Raw genomic sequence first — 20,414 nt, forward strand, 5'->3', positions numbered from 1 at the left:
CGCCGTCAGATGACGAACGCGCCGGGTTCTAGTTCAGGCGCTGGCACGTGTCTCGTCCATTCGCGCTGTAACCGGCGCCTCGCCGACGAGCTGACCGAAGTCCATCTTGAGGACGCGATCCGCCACCCCGAAGTACCTGTCATCGTGGCTGATGACGATGATCGTCTTGCCGCTGGCCCTGAGCTCCGGGAGGATCTGGCGGTAAAAGACGTCCTTGAAGACGGGATCCTGGTCCGCCGCCCACTCGTCGAACAAGAGGACCGGCCGGTCTTCGAGGTACGCCGTGAGCAGCGCGAGGCGCTTCCGCTGGCCTTGCGACAGCGACGTCGTGGAGAGGACGCCCCCCTCGACAGACACCTTGTGATCGAGCTGAAGGCGAGAGAGGTAAGCGCGCGCCCGGACGTTCAGCTCGGGAGCGTCGAGCCCGATCAGGCGCTCGAACAGGTGGAAGTCGAAGAACACCACCGAGAAGAGCTGCCGGTACGCGTGCCGGTTCCGGTCCGTGATCGCCTCGCCGTCGAGCCGGATCTCGCCGGCCTCTGGCTCGTAAAGGCCGGTGAGCAGCTTCGCGAGGGTCGTCTTGCCGCTGCCGTTGCCGCCCACGATGAAGATCATCTCGCCGCGGCGCACGCCGAGGTCGATGGGGCCGAGCGTGAAGGTGTCGTCCTTCCCGTCGGATCGGTACGCGTGCGTCACGCCGGCGAGCTCCAGCCGCTTCCATTTCTCGGGGAGCGGGGCCGTCGCCTGCGCCTCGCCGGCGTCGACCTTGAGGCTCGCGCCGAGGTCCTCGACCTTCTTCACGGCGATGCCCGCCCGGCTCAGGGCCGGGAGCGCGCCGATGAGGACCTGCATGGGCGTCATCAGGTAGAGCAGGATGAGGGAATAGCCGATCAGCGCCTCGGGGCTCGCCACCTGGAAGAGCGGCAAGACGAAGAGCGTCACGCCGATGATGGTGAACACCACCCCCTGTCCCCACCCGTTCGCGGCGGTGAGCGCGACCATGCCGCGCACGTTGCTCTCCTGGACGGCCCCGGCCTCCCCTTCGAGCGACGTCGCGAGGAACGCCTCGCGGCGCCGGGCGTGGAGCTTCAGCTCCTTCACGCCGCGCGTGAGCCCGCGGAAGGTCTTCATCAGCTCGTCGGTCGCCTCGCGCGCGCGGCGGAAATGGCGCGTCGCCCGGCCCATCGGGAGCTGATACCCGATGACGCCGAGGGCGATGAGCGCGACCACCGAGGCCAGCATGACGGGCGACAGCCACCCCATGTAGAGGAGGCCGCCGACCACGACGACGAGGTTGATGCAGATGATCGGGATCTGCTGCAGCGCCGTGGTGATGACGGGGACGTCGTCCGTGAGCACCGTGAGCATCCGCGGCGTGCCGATCTCCTCGAGCTGGCGGAGCGGCGCGCCGAGGATCTTCCGGCAGATCCGCACCCGGAGATCGAAGAGCGCCCCCTGGCTGAGGCGCGTGAGCAGGACCTCCGAGTGGTAGCGCGCGAACGGGAGCAGCAGGCACACCGCGGCGAAGGACCACATCACCGCGCCGCGGTCGCCCTGCAGCGACCGGTTGATCAGCACGAGCGCCGCCGTGTTGCAGGCGCCGCAGAGCGCCCCCGCGAGGACCGCGAGGACGAGGATCCGCCGGGAATATCCGGCGACGAAGGAGAGCAGCTTCATGGATGCTCGGTGGTGGCGGGGCGCTGCCCCCGGTCCGACGGGACGCGGGCGGCCGCGACGAGGATCTGACCGAGCGAGATCCCGCCGTCGTTCGGCGGGACCAGCCGGTGGCAATACGGCGTGAGGCCCTCCTGCTTCAGGCGCCGGAGCGCGTTGATCAGGACGAACTCGTTCATGAAGACGCCGCCGCTCATGACGACGCGGCGCACGTCGTACCGCTCGGCGAGCCGCAGGCAGACGGCGGCGATCGCGTCCACCACCGTCGAGTGGAACCGGCGGCTGAGGTGCGCCGGCGTGGCGTCCGGCTCGTCGAGCGCGCGAAGGAGGTCCCGGACCAGCGGCCGGTAGTCGACGACGAGGCGGCCGTCGCGCTCGTCGATGCCGTAGCGGAGAGGCGCCGCCGTGCGGAAGTCCCGATCGAGCAGCGCCTCGAGCTCGATGGCGGCCTGCGCCTCGTACTCGACCTCGTGGCAGACGCGGAGGAGCGACGAGACGCCGTCGAACAGCCGGCCCATGCTCGTCGTGGGCGTCGCGTTCAGCCGGCGCTGCGCCATCTTCACGAACACCTCGCGGCGCTCGTCCGCGAGGTCGGCGAGCGCGGGGACGCGGAGCCCGCCGAGCTCGTCGCCGAACGTCTCCACGAGCAGCGAGATGGCGACGCGGATGGGCTCCTTGACCGCCTTGTCGCCGCCGAGGAGGTACATCGGCCGGAGGTGCCCGGCGCGCATGAAATCGCGGTAGTCGCCCACCAGGAACTCGCCGCCCCAGATCGTGTTGTCGAGGCCGTAGCCCGAGCCGTCGAAGATGACGCCGATCACGCGCTCGTTCAGCCCGTTCTCCGCCATGCAGGCGGCCATGTGGGCGTGGTGGTGCTGCACCGTGGCGACCTGCGCGCCGCCCTGGTGCTTCGCCGCCCGCGTCGAGCGGAACGCAGGGTGCATGTCGCACGCCACCGTGTCCGTCTGCACGGACAGGAGCCGCTGGACGTGCGACGAGCAGTCGACGTGCGCGCTGAACGTCGAGTCGTTCTTCAGGTCGCCGATGTGCTGGCTGATGAACACCTGGTTGTCCTTGCCGACGGCCACGGTGGTCTTCAGCTCGCCGCCGAGGGCGACGACGGCGCCGACGCCCTGCGCCAGGTGGATCGGGTACGGGGCGTAGCCGCGCGAGCGCCGGATGAACGAGAGGAGCGGCGCGTCGAGGCCCTCTGCCTCGGTGAGCCGGACGACCGAGTCGTCGACGCGGGTGCGGATATCCCGGTCGTGCAGCACGAAGTAATCCGCGATGTCGCGGAGCTGCGAGAGCGCCGTGTCGTTGTCGTACGCGATCGGGTGCCCGGAGAGGTTGCCGCTCGTCATCACGAGGACGTCGAGCGCCGGGTCCTCGAGCAGGAGGTGGTGCAGCGGCGTCGACGGCAGCATGACGCCGAAGCTCGGGTTCCTGGGGGCGATCGCGTCGGGCAGGGAGCCGGGTCGCCGGCGCAGGAGCACGATCGGGCGCTGCCGGCTCTCGAGCAGCGCGCGCTCGGGGGGGCTGAGCTCGACATGGCGGCTCGCCGCCTCGCAGTCGGCCACCATGATCGCGAACGGCTTGGCGTCGCGGCGCTTGCGCCGGCGCAGCTCCTTCACCGCCGCCTCGTTGCGGGCGTCCGCCACGAGGTGGAACCCGCCGAGGCTCTTGACGGCGAAGAGCGCGCCCTCGCGCAGCCGCTCGATCGCGAAGCGGACCGGATCTGCCGCGTCGATGGGCGCGCCGAGCCGGTCGGTGAGCGTGAGCCGGGGGCCGCACGCGGGGCACGCGTTCGGCTGCGCGTGGTAGCGCCGATCCTCGATGTCCTCGTATTCGCGCGCGCAGGCGGGGCACATCGGGAAGGTTCGCATCGTGGTCTGCGACCGGTCATACGGCATGTCGCAGATGATCGAGTAGCGCGGCCCGCAGTGCGTGCAGTTGATGAACGGATAGCGATGCCGGCGGTCGGCCGGGTCCCGGAGCTCCCGCAGGCAGTCGGCGCAGACGTCCGAGTCGGGCGGGATGAGCGTGTCCGTGTAGCGGAGATCGACGCTGCCGCGGATATGGAAGTCGTCGTGGCGGGGAGCGGGCTCGGCGAGCGCCTCCTCGCGGACGCTCGTGATCCGCGCGAGCGGCGGCGGCGACTCGACCAGCGCGCGCAGGAACGTCTGGATCTCGTCGTCTCCGGCCTGCAGCTCGAGCAGCACGCCCTGAGAGTCGTTGAGGACCCAGCCGCGCGCCCCGACGGCGCGCGCGAGCCGGTGCACGAAGGGCCGGAAGCCGACGCCCTGGACGATGCCCGAGACCCGGAAGCGGCGGGTCACGGCCGGCCGGGCGTCAGCAGAGTCGGGGGAGTTCGGCGCCATAGAGCTCCTCGAGCAGGGTTTGAGTGCCATCGGGCTCGATCATCGAGACGGCCGGCGCCGGGGCGCTCTTGACCTCGCCGATGACCGCCGCGTTGCGGCCGTACGGGTGCGCGCGGAGGATCCCGAGCACGTCACCCACCTTGTCCGCCTCCACGAACAGGCAGAGGCACCCCTCGTTGGCGAGGTGGATGAGGTTGATGCCGAGCATGTCCGCGGCCATGACGGCCTCCGGCAGCACGGGCAGCGCCGCGCGCGCGAAGGAGAGCTCCGCGCCGGACGCGCGCGCGAACTCGTGGAGGACGGCGCAGAGGCCCCCGCGGGTCACGTCGCGGATCGCCGTCACCGCGCCCCCGGGCACGCCCCGGAGGACCGCGTCGATGAGCCCGTTGAGCGGCGCGCAGTCGCTCTGCACCCGCTTCTCGAAGCCGAGCCCCTCGCGCACCGACAGCAGGTGAATGGAGTGGTTGCCGAGATACCCGCTCACGATGATCTTGTTGCCGGGCCGCACGGCGCGGCTCACGAGCGGCGGGCGCTCGAAGACGCCCACGCCGGTCGTGTTGAGGAAGAGCCGGTCGGCCTCGCCCTTGCCGACGACCTTCGTGTCGCCGGCGACGATCTTCACGCCGGCCTCCCTCGCGGCGTCGCGCGCCGACTCGAGGACGCGGATCAGCGAGGACATCGGGAAGCCCGCCTCGATGATGAGGCCCAGGGTCAGGTACAGCGGCCTCGCGCCGCTGACCGCGAGATCGTTGACCGTGCCGCAGACAGCGACCTTCCCGATATCGCCGTTGCCGAAGAACAGCGGCGTGACGACGAACGAGTCCGTTGTGACGGCGATCCGGCCCGCGGGCACCTCCAGGATCGCGCTGTCTTCCATCGCGCCGGTGTAGGTGTCGCCGAGCGTCGCGGCGATGCGCTCGACGAGCTCCCGGCTCAGGCGGGCGCCGGTCCCGTGGTCGAGGACGACCTCTTCATTCTCGTTGGCGTGCTCTCTTGTCATGTGAAGCTCCAGGGGTGGCTCCGCAGCGTCTTCGGTGAGGGTGCGTGAGGGAGACGAGGCCGCCCGGCTCCTCGGCCTCGTCGTCCCGGTTCGTCAGGCCAGCAGCTCTTCCCGGCTCGGCAGGTCGTCGCTCTGGCGAAGGCGCTTGATGATCTCCGCGCCGGGCGCGATCGCGGCGCAGTACGACGCCATCCACTCGAGGGAGCGCTTCTTGTCCTCCTCCTTGAGCGAGAACACGCAGTCCTCGGGGACCCACACCTTGTAGCCGCGGAAGAACGCGTCCGCCGCGGTGGTCTGCACGCAGATCTGGGTCTGGATGCCCGTGACGAGCACCGTCTTGACGCCGAGCTCCTTCAGCTTGTCGTCGAGGGGCGTCTCGTAGAACCCGCTGTCACGGTGCTTGACCATCACGAGGTCGGTCGGATGGACGAAGTCCTTGATCAGCTCCGCGTTGGGGGTCCCCTTGATCGCGGGGATCTCCTTGCCGCGGAAGCGGCGCTGGATCTGGGGGTCCGACGGATCGTTGATGAGCTGGAGGTGGACGACGGTGTGCCCCAGGGCGCGGATGGCGCCGAGGAACATGTTGAACTGCGGCGCCACCCGGGCGAGGAGCTCGCGACCTCCAGGCATCTTGTCGATGAACTCGTACTGAAGGTCGTTGGTGAGCACGGCGATGTTGGGCATGGGACTTCCTCTTGGATGCGGTTGATGGAATCGAGCCGAGTCGTCTGAAGAACCTTGGTTGACGGCGGCGCGCGACGGCGCGCGGCGGCGCGCGGCGAGCCGCGGCGGTCACGCCGGCGGCGGAGTGCTCCCGGCGTCACCGCCGTCCGCCTCGAGCAGCGCTGCGCGGATGCGCTCCGCCAGCGACTCGACGTGAGGCCTGCGGAGCAGCGTGTAGTGATCGCCGCGCGCGACGTGGCTCCGCAGGCCGGGGGCCCACCGGGCCCAGGCAGGCCGCGGATCCCTGCGCGGAGAGCCCTCGGCGCGGAAGAGCTCCACCCGGGCCTGCACCGCGCCGGGGGCGTAGCGCGCGAGCAGCGCGGCGTTCCGCTGGAACACGTCGAGCAGCGCCTCCAGCTCGCCGAGCGTCGTCTCGCGTGGCAGCGCGCCGAGCTCCTGCGCGCGCTCCAGCAGCCACGCGGAATGGAGATAGCCGTCGCCCAGCCCGGCGAGCTCCGCGGCGGCCGACGCGCCCGAGATGCCGGCGAGATCGGCGGCGAACTGCGCGATCGGCGGGAGATCGTCGCCGGGCTCGTCGAACGGCGGGAGGTAGGCGTCGAGCAGGACGACGGCGGCGACGCGCCGCCCGCCGCGCTCGAGGACGCGGGCCATCTCGAAGGCCACGGCGCCCCCCATCGACCAGCCGCCGAGGAGGTAGGGCCCCTCGGGCTGGACGCGGCGGAGCTCGTCGCAGTAGGCCTCGGCCATCTCGCCGAGGCTGCCGAGCGCGCGCGGCGGGGTCTCCAGCCCGAACGACTGGATGCCGTAGAAGGGGCGATCCCGCCCGAGCGCGCGCGCGAGGTCGGCGTAACAGAGGACGTTGCCGCCCACGGGGTGCACGAAGAAGAGCGGCGCGCGCGCGCCGCCGACGTGGGGCGCGTGGAGCGGGACGACGACGGAGGCGCGTCCCGGCGGCGCCCCCTGCTGCTCGCGCAGGAGCGCCGCGAGGCCCTCGGCCGTGGGCGCGCGGAACAGGCTGGTGAGTGGGAGATCGCGGCCGAAGCGGGCGCGGATCTCGGCCATGAGCCGCACGGCGAGGAGCGAGTGCCCTCCGAGCGCGAAGAAGTCGTCGGTCACGCCGACGCCGCCCGCGTCGAGGAGCTCCTCGAACAGCGCGCAGAGCTCGAGCTCGACCCTCGTCCTCGGCAGGACGCGCGCTCCTTCGGCGCCTGCGGCGAGCGCCGCGGGCGCCGACGCCGCGAGCGCCCGGCGATCGATCTTGCCGCTCGGCGTCTGCGGCCACCGCTCGAGCGGCGCGAGGACCGGCGGGACCATGTAGTCGGGCAGCCGCTCGGACAGGAACCTGCGCAGCGCGCCGGCGTCGGCGCGCCCGCCGCGTGGGATGAAGAAGGCCGCGAGCCGCACGTCGCCCGGGGCGTGCTGCCGGGTGACCACCGCCGCCTCGACCACGTCGGGGTGCGACGCGAGCACCGCCTCGATCTCGCCGAGCTCGATGCGGAAGCCCCGGATCTTGACCTGCTCGTCGAGCCGGCCGAGGAAGTCGATCTCGCCGTCCGGCAGCCACCGCACCAGGTCGCCGGTGCGGTAGAGCCGCGCGCCCTGCGCCTCGGGGAACGCCGCGCGCACGAAGCGGGACGCGGTCAGGTCGTCGCGGTTGAGGTAGCCGCGCGCGAGGCCGATCCCGCCGATGTGGAGCTCTCCGGGGACGCCGATGGGCGCCGGCTGGCCGTGGGCGTCGAGCACGTAGACCTGCGTGTTCGGCAGCGGGCGGCCGATCGTGGGCCGCGCGACGTCGGGCGCGTACTCGGCCGAGGTCGCGAGCACCGTGGCCTCGGTGGGGCCGTAGCCGTTGAGGAAGCGCCGGCCCCTCGCCCAGCGCCGCGGCAGCTCCGCCGGGCACACCTCGCCGGCGACGCACAGCACGCGCAGGTCGGGGAGCGCGTCGAACGGCACCGCCATGAGCGCCGACGGGGTCAGCATCGCCATCTGGATCCGCTGCTGCCGCAGGAGATCGACGAGCCCGGGCCCGGGCATGAGCGCCTCGGCGCGCGCGAGGCACACGACGCCGCCGGCGAAGAGCGGCACGAAGATCTCCATCACCGAGACGTCGAAGCTGAGGCGCGTGAACTGGAGGACGCGGGTCCCCGGCTCGACGCCGAGCAGCTTGCGCTGCGCCTCGGCGAACGCGGAGAGCGAGCGGTGCTCGATGAGCACGCCCTTCGGGCGCCCCGTCGAGCCGGAGGTGTAGATGACGTACGCGAGGTCGTCGGGGAGCGCCCCGGCGTCGGGGTCGTCGGCCCGCTCGTGCGCGAAGGCGGGCTCGCTCTCCCCGAGCCGCACGACGGGCGGCAGCGCCGCGGGCAGCGCCGCGAGGAGCTCGGCCTGGGCGATGAGCAGCGCGGGGCGCGCGTCCTCGATCATGAAGGCGAGCCGGTCGCGCGGGTAGGTCGGGTCGAGCGGGACGTACGCGCCGCCGGCCTTGAGCACCGCGAGGAGCGCCACGATCATGTTCGGCGAGCGCGGCATGCACACGCCGACCAGCGCGCCGCGACCCACGCCGCGGGCGCGGAGGTGGTGCGCGAGCTGGTTGGCCCGCCGGTTCAGCTCGCCGTAGCTCACCGGCGCGCCCTCGAAGAGGAGCGCCGTCCGCTCGGGGGCCTGCGCGGCCTGCGCCTCGAACAGGCGGTGCGCGCACGCGGCCCCGGGGGCGGGCTGCGAGGGGCCGGCGCCGAAGGCGCGCAGCACGAGATCGCGCTCCTCGCGCCCGAGCAGCGGCAGATCGCCGACCCGCAGCTCCGGCCGCGCGGCGCTCGCCTCGAGCAGGGCCTCGAGGTGGCCTCGCCAGCGCTCGATCGTGGCGCGATCGAACAGGTCGGCGCTGAACTCGATCCCGCCGGAGACGGCCTTGTCGCCCTCCTCCAGCGCGAGCAGGAGGTCGAACTTCGCTGTCGCCGTGTCGACGGCGAACGGCGACGCGTCGAGCTCCCCGAGCGCCCGCGGCCGCTCCGGGGCGCCCTGGAACGCGAAGGCCGCCTGGAAGAGCGGCGTGCGCCCGAGGTCGCGCTTGACCTGCAAGGCGTCCACCACCTGCTCGAACGGGACGTCCTGGTGCTCCTGGGCCTCGAGCGTGACCTGCCGGACGCGCCGCACGAGCTCGAGGAACGTGGGGTTGTCGTCGACGCGGACGCGCAGGACGAGCATGTTGACGAAGAAGCCGACGAGCGGCTCCATCTCGACCTGCGTGCGGCCGCCGGTCGGCGAGCCGACGGCGACGCCGGCGCGGCCCGTGTACCGGTGCAGCAGGGCGACGAAGCCGGCGAGGAGCAGCATGAACATCGTCGCCCCCTCGCGCCTGCCGAGCGCGCGGAGCGCCTCGACGAGCGGCGCGGGCAGGCTCACGGGGACTGTGTCGCCGCGGTGCGAGAGGGCGCTCCCGCGCGGCCTGTCGGTGGGGAGCTCCAGCGGCTCGAGGTCGGACAGCGCGCGCTTCCAGTACTCGAGCTGCCCTCGCCAGGCGTCGGCCTGCGCGCGCTGCCAGATCGCGACGTCGGCGTACTGCACGGGGAGGGGCGGCAGATCCGGCGCGCGGCCCGCGCGCGCCGCCTCGTAGAGCGCGGACAGGTCGCGGAACAGCACGGGGATCGAGCCGCCGTCGCAGGCGATGTGGTGCGCCGTGACGAGGAGCACGTGCGCCTCGTCGGAGAGGCGGAGCAGCGCCGCGCGGATCGGCGGGCCCGAGGCGAGGTCGAACGGCCGGCGCGCCTCGTCCTCGGCGGTGCGCCGCGCGGCGCGCTCCCGCTCGCGCTCGGGGACGCCGGACAGGTCGACGAGCCGCAGATCGAGGCGCACCTCGGGGATCACGACCTGCACCGGCTGGCCGCCGCGCAGCTCGAACCGGGTGCGCAGCGCCTCGTGGCGCGCGACGAGCTGATCGAGGCTCCGCGCCAGCGCGGCGCGGTCGAGCGGGCCGCGGAGCAGGAGGCCGATCGGCATGTTGTAGACCGCCGTGCCGGGCTGGAGCTCCTCGATGAACCAGAGGCGCTGCTGAGCGGGGGAGAGGGGCGCCTCCGCGCCGCGGGGCGCCGGGCCGAGCGGCTGGAGGGCGCCGCGGCCGCCGTCCCGCCGCGCGCGATCGATGCGCTCGGCGAGGGCCGCGACCGTCGGCGCGTCGAAGGCGGCGCGCAGCGGCAGCTCGACGCCGAACAGCCGCCGCGCGCGCGCGACGACCTGGACGGCGAGGAGGGAATGGCCTCCGAGCGCGAAGAAGTCGTCGGTCGCCCCGATCCCGCCGCGGCCAAGGACCTCGCCCCACACGCCCGCGAGGGCCTGCTCGGTCGGGGTCGACGGCGCGCGCCGGCCCTCGCCGGCGACGTCCTCCCGGCTGGGCGCCGGGAGCGCCTTGCGGTCGACCTTGCCGTTGGCGTTGAGCGGCCAGGCGTCGAGCTCGACGAAGGCGGACGGGACGAACGGCTCGGGCAGCCGCTCGGCGATGAACGCCCGCAGCGCCTGCGCGTCCAGCGGCCGCCGGGCGAGGAGGTAGGCGACGAGCCAGGGGCCGGACGGGCCGTCGTCCCGCGCGAGCACGAGCGCCTCGCGGACGTCGGGGTGCGCGGCGAGCGCGGCCTCGGTCTCCGCCGGCTCGACGCGGAAGCCGCGGATCTTCACCTGGTGATCCAGCCGGCCGAGGTACTCGAGCTCGCCGGTCGAGAGCCAGCGCGCGCGGTCGCCGGTGCGGTACATCCGCGCGCCCCTGGCCTCGTCGAGCGGGCAGGGGACGAACCGCTCGGCCGTCAGCTCGTCGCGCCCCAGGTAGCCGCGCGCGACCCCCGCGCCGGCGATGTAGATCTCGCCGGCCACGCCGACGGGCACCGGCTGGCGCCGCGCGTCGAGCACGTAGACCTGCGTGTGATCGATGGCCCTGCCGATCGTCGGGCGCGCCTTGGCGGTCACGGTCGCCTCGGTCGAGTACGTCGTGGTCTCGCTGGGGCCGTAGAGGTTCAAGAGCCGCGCGACGTGCGGCAGCGCGAGCACGTCGCGCGCGAGCGAGGCGCGGAGCGGCTCGCCGGCGAGGCACACGGTCCGCACGGACGCGGGGATACCGGAGACCGCGAGGAGCGCGGCCGCGGCGGACGGGACCGTGTTGAGGAGCGTGACCTCGCGGGCGCGCCGGAGCGCGGGCAGCGCGAGCGCGTTGTCCGCGAGGACGACCTTGCCGCCCCAGCAGAGCGGCACGATCAGCTCGAAGACCGAGAGATCGAAGCACGTGGACGTCGACGCGAGGACGCCGGCGAGCTCCTCGTCCGAGAACGCCCGCCGCGCCCACCACGCGAGCGCGACGGCCTGGCGGTGCTCGATCACGACGGCCTTGGGCCGGCCCGTCGAGCCGGAGGTGTAGATGAGGTACGCCGCCTGGTCCGGCCGGCCCGCCTCCAGCGCGGCGGGCGCCTCGTCCTGCGCCGCGTCGGCGACGATCTCGTCGAGCAGGAGGACCTCGGCCGACCCGGCCGGCACGAGCGTCGAGAGCGCGCGCTCGGTGATGAGCAGCTGCGCGGCCGCGTCCTCGAGAATGAGCGCCAGCCGCTGGGCGGGGTAGCCCGGGTCGAGCGGCACGTGGACGCCGCCGGCCTTGAAGATGGCCCAGATGGCCACGACCATGTCGAGCGTCCGCCGCACGCACAGGCCGACGCGCGTCTCCGGCCGCACGCCGCGCGCGCGCAGCCGCAGGGCGAGCGCGTCGGCGCGGCGGCGGAGCTCGCTGTAGGTGAGCTCGCCGCCGTCGGACGCCACGGCCACCGCCTCGGGCGACCGCTCGGCCTGCGCGTCGAGCAGCTCGTGCAGGCACGCGGCGGGCGGCGGCGGGGTGCTCGTCTCGTTCCACGAGATCAGCACCTCGCGCCGCTCGCGCGGCGTGAGGAGCGGGAGCTCGGCGACGCGGCCGCCCGGATCCGCGGCGGCGGCGCGGAGGATCGTCTCGTAATGCCCCGCGAGCCGCGCGACGGTCCCGGGGTCGAACAGATCGAGATCGAACTCGATGGCGCCCTCGATCGCCTCGCCGGACTCGGTGAGGAAGAGCGTCAGATCGAACCGCGCCTGCTCGGTCTCCAGCGCGACGGGCGACACCTCGACGCCCGGCAGCGCGAGCGCGGGCGGGGGCACGTTCTGGAGCGCGAACATCACCTGGAAGAGCGGGTTCCGGCTGAGGTCCCGCTCCACGGCGAGCGCGTCGACGACCACCTCGAACGGCAGGTCCTGGTGGGCGTACGCCTCGAGCGCGTCGGCCTTCACGCGGCCGACGAGCTCCGCGAACGTCGGCTCGCCGTCGAGCCGCGCGCGCAGGACGAGCGTGTTCACGAACAGCCCGATGAGCGGCTCGATCTCGGTCCGCCCGCGGCCGGCCACCGGCGTGCCGACGCAGAAGTCCTCCTGGCCGCTGTAGCGGTGGAGCAGCGCCTCGAAGGCGGCGAGGAGCGTCATGAACAGCGTGGCCCCGAGCTCCTGGCTACGGCGCCGGAGCGCGGCGGCGAGGTCGGGCGGCAGCTCGAACCGGTGCGTGCGCCCGCGGCGCGACGGCGTCGCGGGGCGGGGGCGGTCGGTGGGGAGCTCGAGCGGCGGCGCGCCGTCGAGCCTGCGCCGCCACACCTCCCGCTCGGCCTGGAGCACGTCCGGGGTGAGCTCCTGCCGCTGCCAGGCGGCGTAGTCGGCGTACTGGACGGGCAGGGGGGCCAGCCGCGGCGCCTCCCGCCGCGCGAACGCCGCGTACGCCGCGGTGAGCTCGCCCGCGAGCACGCCGAGCGACCACCCGTCCGAGGCGATGTGGTGGAGCGTGATGACGAGCGCGTGCTCCTCGGGCGCGAGCCTGAACAGCGACGCGCGCAGGAGCGGCCCCTTCTCCAGATCGAACGGCCTCGCGGCCTCCTCCGACGAGAGGCGCTGCAGGGCCGCCTCGCGCTCGGGCGCGGGGAGCGCCGCGAGGTCGACGAGGGGGAGGGGCCACGCGTCCGGCGCGGCCTGGAAGCGCTGCACCGGGCGGCCGTCGACGGCGTGGAGCGTGGCGCGCAGGACCTCGTGCCGCCGGACCACCTCCGCGATCGCGGCCGCGAGCGCCTCCACGTCGAGCGCGCCGCGCAGCCGGAGCGCCGCGGGCACGTTGTACGTGGCGCTCTCCGGCTCGAGCTGATCGAGGAACCAGAGCCGCTGCTGCGCGAAGGACAGCGGCGCCTCCGCGCCGCGCGGCGCCGGAGAGAGCGGCCGCGGCGCCGGGCGCGCGCCCCCCCGCGCCGCTCGCTCGAGCTGCGCGGCGAGCCGGGCGACGGTCGGCGCCTCGAAGAGCGACCGCACCGCGACGTCGACGCCGAGCACGTCGCGCAGGCGGGCCGCCGCGCGCGTGGCCGACAGCGAGTGCCCGCCGATCGCGAAGAAGTCGTCGTGCACGCCGACGCGCTCGACCCCGAGGACGGCGCGCCACACGTCGCTGATCGCCTGCTCGAGGCCGGTGCGCGGCGCCGTCTGCGCCGCGAGCTCCCCGGGGGCGGTCCACGCGGGCGCGGGCAGCGCCTTGCGGTCCACCTTGCCGTTCGCGCTCAGCGGGAGGGCGTCGAGCGGGACGATCGCCGCCGGGACCATGTAGCCCGGCAGGCGCGACGCGAGCTGCTCCTTGAGCGCGCCCGGATCGAACGCGGGGGCCTCGGGCACGACGTACGCGACGAGCCGCGGATCTCCCGGCGCGTCCTCGCGCGCGACGACAACGACGTCGCGGATCCCCGCGCACCGCGCGATGACCGACTCGATCTCGCCGAGCTCGATGCGGAAGCCGCGGAGCTTGATCTGGTGGTCGATCCGACCCAGGAACACGAGCTCGCCGCCGGGCAGGCGCCGCACCAGATCGCCCGTCCGGTAGAGGCGCGCCCCCGCCGCGCGGGAGAACGGATCCGGCAGGAACGCCGCCTCCGTGCGCTCCGGGTCGTGGAGGTACCCCCGGCCGACGCCGTCGCCTCCCACGTACAGCTCGCCGGCGACGCCGAGCGGCACGGGCTGACGCCGCCGATCCAGCACGTAGAGCTGCGTGTTCTGGATCGGGCGCCCGATCGGCACGTACGCCGCGTCCTCCGGCGGGGGCTCGGCGATGACGTGCTGGGCGACGTCGTCCGAGCACTCCGTCGGGCCGTACGCGTTCATCAGCGGGATCTGCGGGTAGAGCGCGAGCCACCGGCGCGCGAGATCCGGCGCGAGCGCCTCGCCGGTGAGCATGAGCCACCGCAGGCCGTCGAGGCGCGGCCGCCACGCCGGGCGCGACTCCAGCTCGTCGAGCGCGCCGCGCAGCAGCGACGGGACGACCTCGAGGACGGTGATGCCGAGGTCCCCCACGGCGTCGAGCAGCCGCACGGGATCGGTCGCGATCTCGTCCGGCACGAGCCGGCACGCCCCGCCCGCGAGCAGGGCGGAGAGGAGCTGCCACACCGAGATGTCGAAGCTGATCGGCGCCGTCTGCGCCACGACGTCCGACGGCCCGAGCCCGAGGGAGCGCACCTTCGCGAACAGGTGGTTGAGCATCCCCCGGTTCTCGACCATCGCCCCCTTGGGCGCGCCGGTCGATCCGGACGTGAAGATGACGTACGCGAGGTGCTCCGGCCGCGCGCGGGCAGGAGCGGCGGCGGCGCCGGACGCCGTCGCGCCCGCGGCGAGCAGCTCGCCCGCCGAGAGCGCCTCCGGCGCGGCCGGGCCGGCGGCGGCGATCTCGCCCCGCAGCGCGCCCGGGATCGCGTCGCCCACGAGGAGGAGCGGGGCGCCCGCGCGCGCGAGGATGTCGGCGTTGCGGTGCGCCGGGTGCCCGGGGTCGAGCGGCACGTACGCGCCGCCCGCCTTGAGGGCGCCGAGCGCGAGCACAGCGAAGTCGAGATCGCGCCGCGTCAGCAGGCCGACGAGGCGATCCGGGCCGACGCCGCGCGCGCAGAGCGCCTGCGCCGCCTGGTCGGAGAGGCGGTCGAGCTCCGCGTACGAGAGCCGCTGCTCGCCGCAGGCGACGGCGATCCGCGCGGGGGTCCGGGCGGCCTGCTCGCGGAAGAGGTCGTGGAAGCAGGCGTCGGGGAGGGGCGCCGCGGTCTCGTTGCAGCCCGCGATCAGGGTGCGCTCCTCGTCCGGGGTGAGCAGCGGGAGCTCGTCGATCGGGCGGTCCGGCGCCTCCGCGGCGGCGCGCAGGAGCACGCCCAGGTGACCCGCCATGCGCTCGATCTCGTCGCGCGCGAGGCGGTCCTCGCGGTACTCGAGCGCGGCGACGAGCTCGCCGTGGAGGCGCGCCACGCTGAGCCCCAGATCGAACTTCGCGGTGCCCTCCACGGCCCCGTCGGGCGCCCAGAGCACGGGCCGCCACAGCGCCCCCTCGACGCCCGCAGGCGGCTCCGAGGGGCTCTCCAGCACGAAGCTCGCCTGGACCAGCGCGTCCCGATCCCCCTCGCGCCGGAAGCCGGCGGCGCGCGCGATCTCGTCGAACGGCAGCTCGGCGTGCTCCATCGCCTCGGCCATGGTCCGGCGCACGCGGCGGACGAGCTCGCGGTAGCTCGGGCTCCCGCCGAGATCGACGCGCAGGACGACGGTGTTCGCGAAGAAGCCGACGATCTCCTGGTGCTCGGGGCGGCTCCGGTTGGCGACGACGACGGCGATGCCGAGGTCCTCCTGCCCCGTGGTGCGGTGCAGCAGCGCCGCGTAGATTGCCGCCAGGGCGACGAAGAGCGTCGCGTTCTCCGCGCGCGCGGCGGCGAGCGCCGCCTCGACGTGCGGCGCGGGCAGCGAGAAGCGCACCGTCCCGCCGGCGAACGGCGACGCCGCCGGGCGCCGGCGCTCGGCGCCGAGGTCGAGCCGCGGCAGCCCCCCGAGCTTCGCCTTCCAGTAGGCGCGCTCCGCGTCCATCCGCGCGAGCGCGGCCCGCTGCGCGCGCGCGTAGTCGGCGTACCCGAGGGGCGGCGCCGGCCGCGCGTCGGCCCGGCCGGCCGCGCGCGCGGCGTAGGCCGCCGCGAGATCGCGCACGAGCACCTCGATCGACCGGCCGTCGGTCACGAGGTGGTGCTGCGCGAAGAGGAGCACGTGGTGGCGCTCGCCGAGCGACACCAGGCACACCCGGAGGAGCGGCCCCTCCTCGAGCGCGAACGGCCGCTGCCCCCACGCGGCGGCGAGCGCGCGCAGGCGCTCCTCGCGCTCCTCGGCCCCCGCGCCCTCGACGCGCGCGCGGGCGAGGGGCACCGCCACCTCGGGGAGCACGATCTGCCGGGGCTCCCCGGCGATCTCGCGGAACACCGTGCGCAGCGCCGGGTGCCGGCGGACGACGGCCGCGAGGCTCTCCTCGAGCTTCGCCTCGTCGAGCGCCCCGACGATCCGGGCGCCGAACACCACGTGGTAGAGCGGGCTCTCCGGCGCGAACCGGCAGAAGAACCACAGGCGGAGCTGGTGGGACGAGAGCTCGATCGGCTCCCCCGCCGCCGCGGCGGGCGCGAGGGCGGGCGCGGGCGACGGCGCGTCGAGGGCCGACGCGAGCGCCGCCGCGAGCTCCTCGACCGTCCCCGCCTGCCAGACGAGCTGCGCCGGCACCGCGACGCCGAGCAGCTCCTCGAAGCGCGCCTGCAGCTCGACGCCCGCGAGCGAGTCGAGCCCCAGCGCCATGAGCTTCGAGGTCGGGGCGACGCTCCCGACGTCCACCCGCGCGAGCCGGGCGAGCTCCTCGCGCGCCACCTCCACGAGCAGGCCCGCGCGCTCCGGCGCGGGCACCGCGCGCAGCGCGAGGCGCATCATCCGCGCCGGATCGGCCGCGGCGCGCGCCCGCTCCGCCCCCGCCGGCGCCTCCGGCGCGACCGACACGGCGAGCGTCTCGAGCGTCCCGTCCCGGAACCCCTGCGCGCACGCGTGCCGCTGGATTTTTCCACTCGACGTCTTCGGGATGGTGCGCGGGCGGAGCAGCACCACCGCGTGCGGCTGCACGTCGTGCTCCCGCGCGATCGCCGACCGCAGCGCCTCCACGACGTCCGGCGGCGCCTCGCCCCCGCCCCGCGTGTCGAGCTCGGCCGCGACGGCGAGCCGCTCCTCCCCGCCGACCTCGATCGAGAACGCCGCGGCGCAGCCGGGGCGAACGCGCGGGTGCGCCGCCTCCACCGTCCGCTCGATGTCGTCGGGGTACAGGTTTCGCCCGCGGATGACGATGAGGTCCTTGATGCGCCCGGTGACGAACAGCTCCCCTCCCGAGAGGAAGCCGAGGTCCCCTGTCCTCAGGTACGGCCCGGCGTCGTCGCCCTCGAGGCGCGCGCCGAACGTGCGCGCCGTCTCCTCGGCGCGGCCCCAGTACCCGCCCGCGACGCTCGGGCCGGCGACCCAGATCTCGCCGATCTCGCCGTCCGCGCGGCGCTCGCCGCCCTCCGGCGACACGATGGCGACGCGCGACCGCGGCGCCCCCGACGACACGAGCCGCCGCGCTCCAGCGGCGGCCGGGTCCACCTCCAGCGAGACCCCCCGCGCGAGCGCGCCCGCGTCGACGCTCACGCAGGCGGGCGGCGCGGCGCGGAGGCCGCCGGAGACGAGCAGCGTCGCCTCCGCGAGCCCGTAGCACGGGTAGAACGCCTCCCGGCGGAAGCCGCAGGGCGCGAACGTCGCCGCGAACCGGTCCAGGGTCTCGGCGCGGACCGGCTCCGCGCCGTTGAACGCCACCGTCCACGAGCGGAGGTCGAGCGCCGCCAGGTCCTCGCGCGTCGCCTTGCGCGCGCAGAGATCGTACGCGAAGTTCGGCCCGCCGCTCGTCGTGGCCCGGAAGCGCGAGATCGCCTGGAGCCACCGGATCGGCCGCTCCAGGAACGCGAGCGGCGACATCAGCGTGCAGGGAAAGCCGACGAAGATCGGCTGCAGCACCTTGCCGATCAGCCCCATGTCGTGGAAGAGCGGCAGCCACCCGACGCCCGACGAGCCCGCGTCGTGCTCGAAGCCGGCGAGGATGGCGCGCTCGTTGGCCATCACGTTCGCGTGGCTCACCATCACCCCCTTGGGGTGCCCGGTGGAGCCCGACGTGTACTGGAGGAACGCGAGCGTCTCCCCCGAGATCGCCGGCGCGCGCCACGCCGAGGCCGCGCCGGGATCGATCGCGTCCGTGGCGATCCAGCGCAGCTCGGCGAGCTCCGGCGCCTGCTGCCCGAGCGCCTCCGCCATGAAGGCGATCTGCGCTGTCGACAGGACGAACCTGGCGCCCGCGTCGCGCGCGATCGCGCGGAGCCGCGGCAGGGTGCGATCCATCTGGGCGGGGTTCGGCGGGTAGGTCGGGACCGCGACCACGCCGGCGTAGACGCAGCCCATGAACGCCGCGATGAAGTCGAGCCCCGGCGCGTACAGGAGCAGCGCGCGCTCCCCGGCGCCCCCCGCCGCCTGCAGCGACGCGGCGATCGCCGTGGCGCGGGCGTGGAGATCTCGATACGTCCACTCCTCCGCGCCGCCGTCCACGTCTCCTGTCGTCAGGAACCGGAAGGCGAGGGCGTCGCCCTGGGCCTCCGCGCGCGAGCGGAGGAGATCCACCAGGGTCGCGCAGCGACCCAGATCACGCAACACGTCACCGTTCATCGAAAAGCTCCAGCGCTCTGTCGCGCTCCGTCGCGCTCTGCGAGAGGCCCGCCCGGCGTCAGCGCGTCATGTCGAAGAAGTCGTCGATCCACACAACGTCGCCCGCCGACTCGGCGCGCGCGTAAACCCACCTCGCCACGGCGAGGTCGAGCGTCCCCATCCCGAACGGCGAGAACACGATGGGCTTCGTCCGCGGCACCGCGCGCTCACCGAGGAGCACCTCGGCGAGCGTCCCCGTCACGAAGTCGCGCCGGCCGGACTCCTGCTCTGCGAGGTGGAGCGACGTCCCGGCGCTCATCACGTGCTCGACGCTGTCCACCACGTTGAACGATGAGAGGACGATGCTGGGCGACAGGTCGCGGAGCGACAGGTGCAGCACGACCGGCCTGTGGGAGAACCAGCTCGGATCGTGGACGTGCGGCGCCCCGGCCGAGGTCGTGAACACCAGGAGATCGCTCTGCCGCACCACCGTCTCCAGGTCCTTCGCCACCCGGACACGGCGGCGCCAGGCCGGATCGAAGGCGCCTTCCATGAACCGCTCGGGCTCGGCGGGGTTCGTGTCGTACAGGAGCACTTCCGGGATCTCCCAGCCGAGGCGCGACAGCAGCGAGACGACGTACCGGGCGATGAGCCCCGTCCCGACGATGCCCAGCGTGCCCGCGCGCCGCCCCCCGGAGAGCGCCGCCGCGGCGGAGACCGCGGAGGCCGCGGTGCGCGCCGCCGAGATGATCGACCCCTCGAGGCACGCGAACGGATACCCGTTGTCCGCGCGGTTCAGGACGATCACCGCCGACGCGCGCGGGACGCCTTGCCGGATGTTCGCCGGATAGCTGGCGATCCACTTGATCCCCGATACGGGCTCACCACCGCCGAGGTGGGCCGGGAGCGCGATGATCCGCGCGTCCGGCCGGTCAGGGAAGCGGAGGAAATAGCTGTTCGGACAGACCACCTCGCCCCGGTGGCCCGCGAGGTACACGTCCTCGACCGCCTTGACGCACTCCTCGGGGTTACCCTCGATGAGGCGACGAATGACACTGCCAGAGACCACACCAAAGCGCATCGCTCATCCCTCGGCGTAACGCGACGCCCACGCGGGGTTGTAAACGGTGTCCAGATAAGGCACGCCGCGATCGGCGCAGAGGAAAAGGACCTTCGGCCTCGTGAGGCCGCTCGCGCGGCTGAAATACCGCTGGATCGCCGCGTAGACAGTCCCCGTCGAGCCGCCGACGAGCAGCCGGTGGCGGTCGAGGAGGGTGCGGCACGCGGCGATCGACTCGACCTCTGGCACGATCACGACATCATCGATCAGCGCCTCCCGGAGCAGGTCCGGCACGACCCCCGCGCCGATCCCCGGGATGCGCCGCGGCCGCGGCGGTCCGCCGAAGATCACCGATCCCTCGGCGTCCACCGCGATGATCTTGATCCCCCGGAAATGCTCCTTCAGCCGACGCGACAGGCCCGCGACAGTCCCCGCCGAGCTCACGGCGACGAACGCGAAGTCGAGCTCCTGGAACGCGTCGCAGATCTCCCGGCCCGTCGTGTGGAAGTGGGCCATCATCCCGTCGGGGTTCCTGTACTGGTTCGGCCAGTACGATCTCGGGAGCGCGGCGCAGAGCGACTGCACGCGATCGAGCCTCGTCTTGAGGAAGCCCCCCGTGTCGTCCTCCTCCTCGACCTTCACGACCCGCGCGCAGAGCGAGCGGAGCACGTGCTCGTTCACCGCGGAGATGTGGGGGTCGATCACCGGGATGCAGTCGAGCCCGAGGAGCTGCGAATACGCGGCGAGGGCGATCGCGAAGTTGCCCGAGGACGACTCCACCACCGTCGTCCCGGGGCCGATCTCGCCGCGCTCGATCGCCTTCTTGAGGATCCAGAGCGCGGGGCGGTCCTTGATGCTCCCGACCGCGTTGCAGTACTCGAGCTTGACGAAGAGCTCGAGGTGCTCGTGATCGAGCCGCACGACCGGCGTGCCGCGGAGCATGCTGGCGAGCGCGGCCGCGCGCGCCAGGAGTTGCTGTTCGTTAAGCATGCAAGCTTTACCACCCTGAAGGCAACGGACACGCGATGACGGACAGGCGATGACGGACAGGCGATGA

7 protein-coding genes are annotated in these 20,414 nt (G+C 73.8%); all 7 read right to left on the reverse strand.

What is annotated here, in order from left to right:
- Nucleotides 1–33: 33 nt before the first annotated feature.
- The 7 genes from WME96_RS11700 to sbnA all read right to left on the reverse strand — a co-directional run bounded on the left by WME96_RS11700 (nucleotide 34) and on the right by sbnA (nucleotide 20,347).
- Nucleotides 34–1,677, reverse strand: a complete 1,644-nt coding sequence (locus WME96_RS11700; protein ID WP_437290232.1) for a cyclic peptide export ABC transporter — start codon at nucleotides 1,675–1,677, stop codon at nucleotides 34–36.
- Nucleotides 1,674–4,052, reverse strand: coding sequence for a carbamoyltransferase HypF (gene hypF / locus WME96_RS11705; protein WP_437290233.1), 2,379 nt, complete (start codon nucleotides 4,050–4,052; stop codon nucleotides 1,674–1,676). The genes WME96_RS11700 and hypF overlap by 4 nt, the downstream gene beginning before the upstream one ends.
- Entirely contained in the window at nucleotides 4,024–5,052 is a 1,029-nt protein-coding gene (gene hypE / locus WME96_RS11710) for a hydrogenase expression/formation protein HypE (RefSeq protein ID WP_061614031.1), read from the reverse strand. Before hypE ends, hypF begins: the two co-directional genes overlap by 29 nt.
- Nucleotides 5,053–5,145: 93 nt before the next feature.
- Nucleotides 5,146–5,736, reverse strand: coding sequence for a cysteine hydrolase family protein (locus WME96_RS11715; protein WP_437290234.1), 591 nt, complete (start codon nucleotides 5,734–5,736; stop codon nucleotides 5,146–5,148).
- Between the two features lie 108 nt (nucleotides 5,737–5,844).
- The gene (locus tag WME96_RS11720; RefSeq protein ID WP_437290235.1) at nucleotides 5,845–18,318 is read right to left on the reverse strand and encodes an amino acid adenylation domain-containing protein; all 12,474 of its coding nucleotides are present in this window, start codon (nucleotides 18,316–18,318) and stop codon (nucleotides 5,845–5,847) included.
- Between the two features lie 58 nt (nucleotides 18,319–18,376).
- The gene (sbnB, locus tag WME96_RS11725) at nucleotides 18,377–19,366 is read right to left on the reverse strand and encodes a 2,3-diaminopropionate biosynthesis protein SbnB (RefSeq protein WP_437290236.1); all 990 of its coding nucleotides are present in this window, start codon (nucleotides 19,364–19,366) and stop codon (nucleotides 18,377–18,379) included.
- Nucleotides 19,367–19,381: 15 nt separating this feature from the next.
- A complete protein-coding gene (gene sbnA / locus WME96_RS11730) occupies nucleotides 19,382–20,347 on the reverse strand; it encodes a 2,3-diaminopropionate biosynthesis protein SbnA (RefSeq protein ID WP_437290237.1) in 966 nt (321 codons plus the stop codon).
- Nucleotides 20,348–20,414: the final 67 nt, after the last annotated feature.

Origin of the sequence: Sorangium sp. So ce406 (genome assembly GCF_051474675.1) — a bacterium.
Taxonomy (GTDB): domain Bacteria; phylum Myxococcota_A; class Polyangia; order Polyangiales; family Polyangiaceae; genus Sorangium; species Sorangium cellulosum_G.

What these genes read in the sequence shown, in the direction of transcription:
- WME96_RS11700 (WP_437290232.1), bottom strand. Translation starts at nt 1,677, where the DNA reads ATGAAGCTGCTCTCCTTCGTCGCCGGATATTCCCGGCGGATCCTCGTC.
- hypF (WP_437290233.1), bottom strand. Translation starts at nt 4,052, where the DNA reads ATGGCGCCGAACTCCCCCGACTCTGCTGACGCCCGGCCGGCCGTGACC.
- hypE (WP_061614031.1), bottom strand. Translation starts at nt 5,052, where the DNA reads ATGACAAGAGAGCACGCCAACGAGAATGAAGAGGTCGTCCTCGACCAC.
- WME96_RS11715 (WP_437290234.1), bottom strand. Translation starts at nt 5,736, where the DNA reads ATGCCCAACATCGCCGTGCTCACCAACGACCTTCAGTACGAGTTCATC.
- WME96_RS11720 (WP_437290235.1), bottom strand. Translation starts at nt 18,318, where the DNA reads ATGAACGGTGACGTGTTGCGTGATCTGGGTCGCTGCGCGACCCTGGTG.
- sbnA (WP_437290237.1), bottom strand. Translation starts at nt 20,347, where the DNA reads ATGCTTAACGAACAGCAACTCCTGGCGCGCGCGGCCGCGCTCGCCAGC.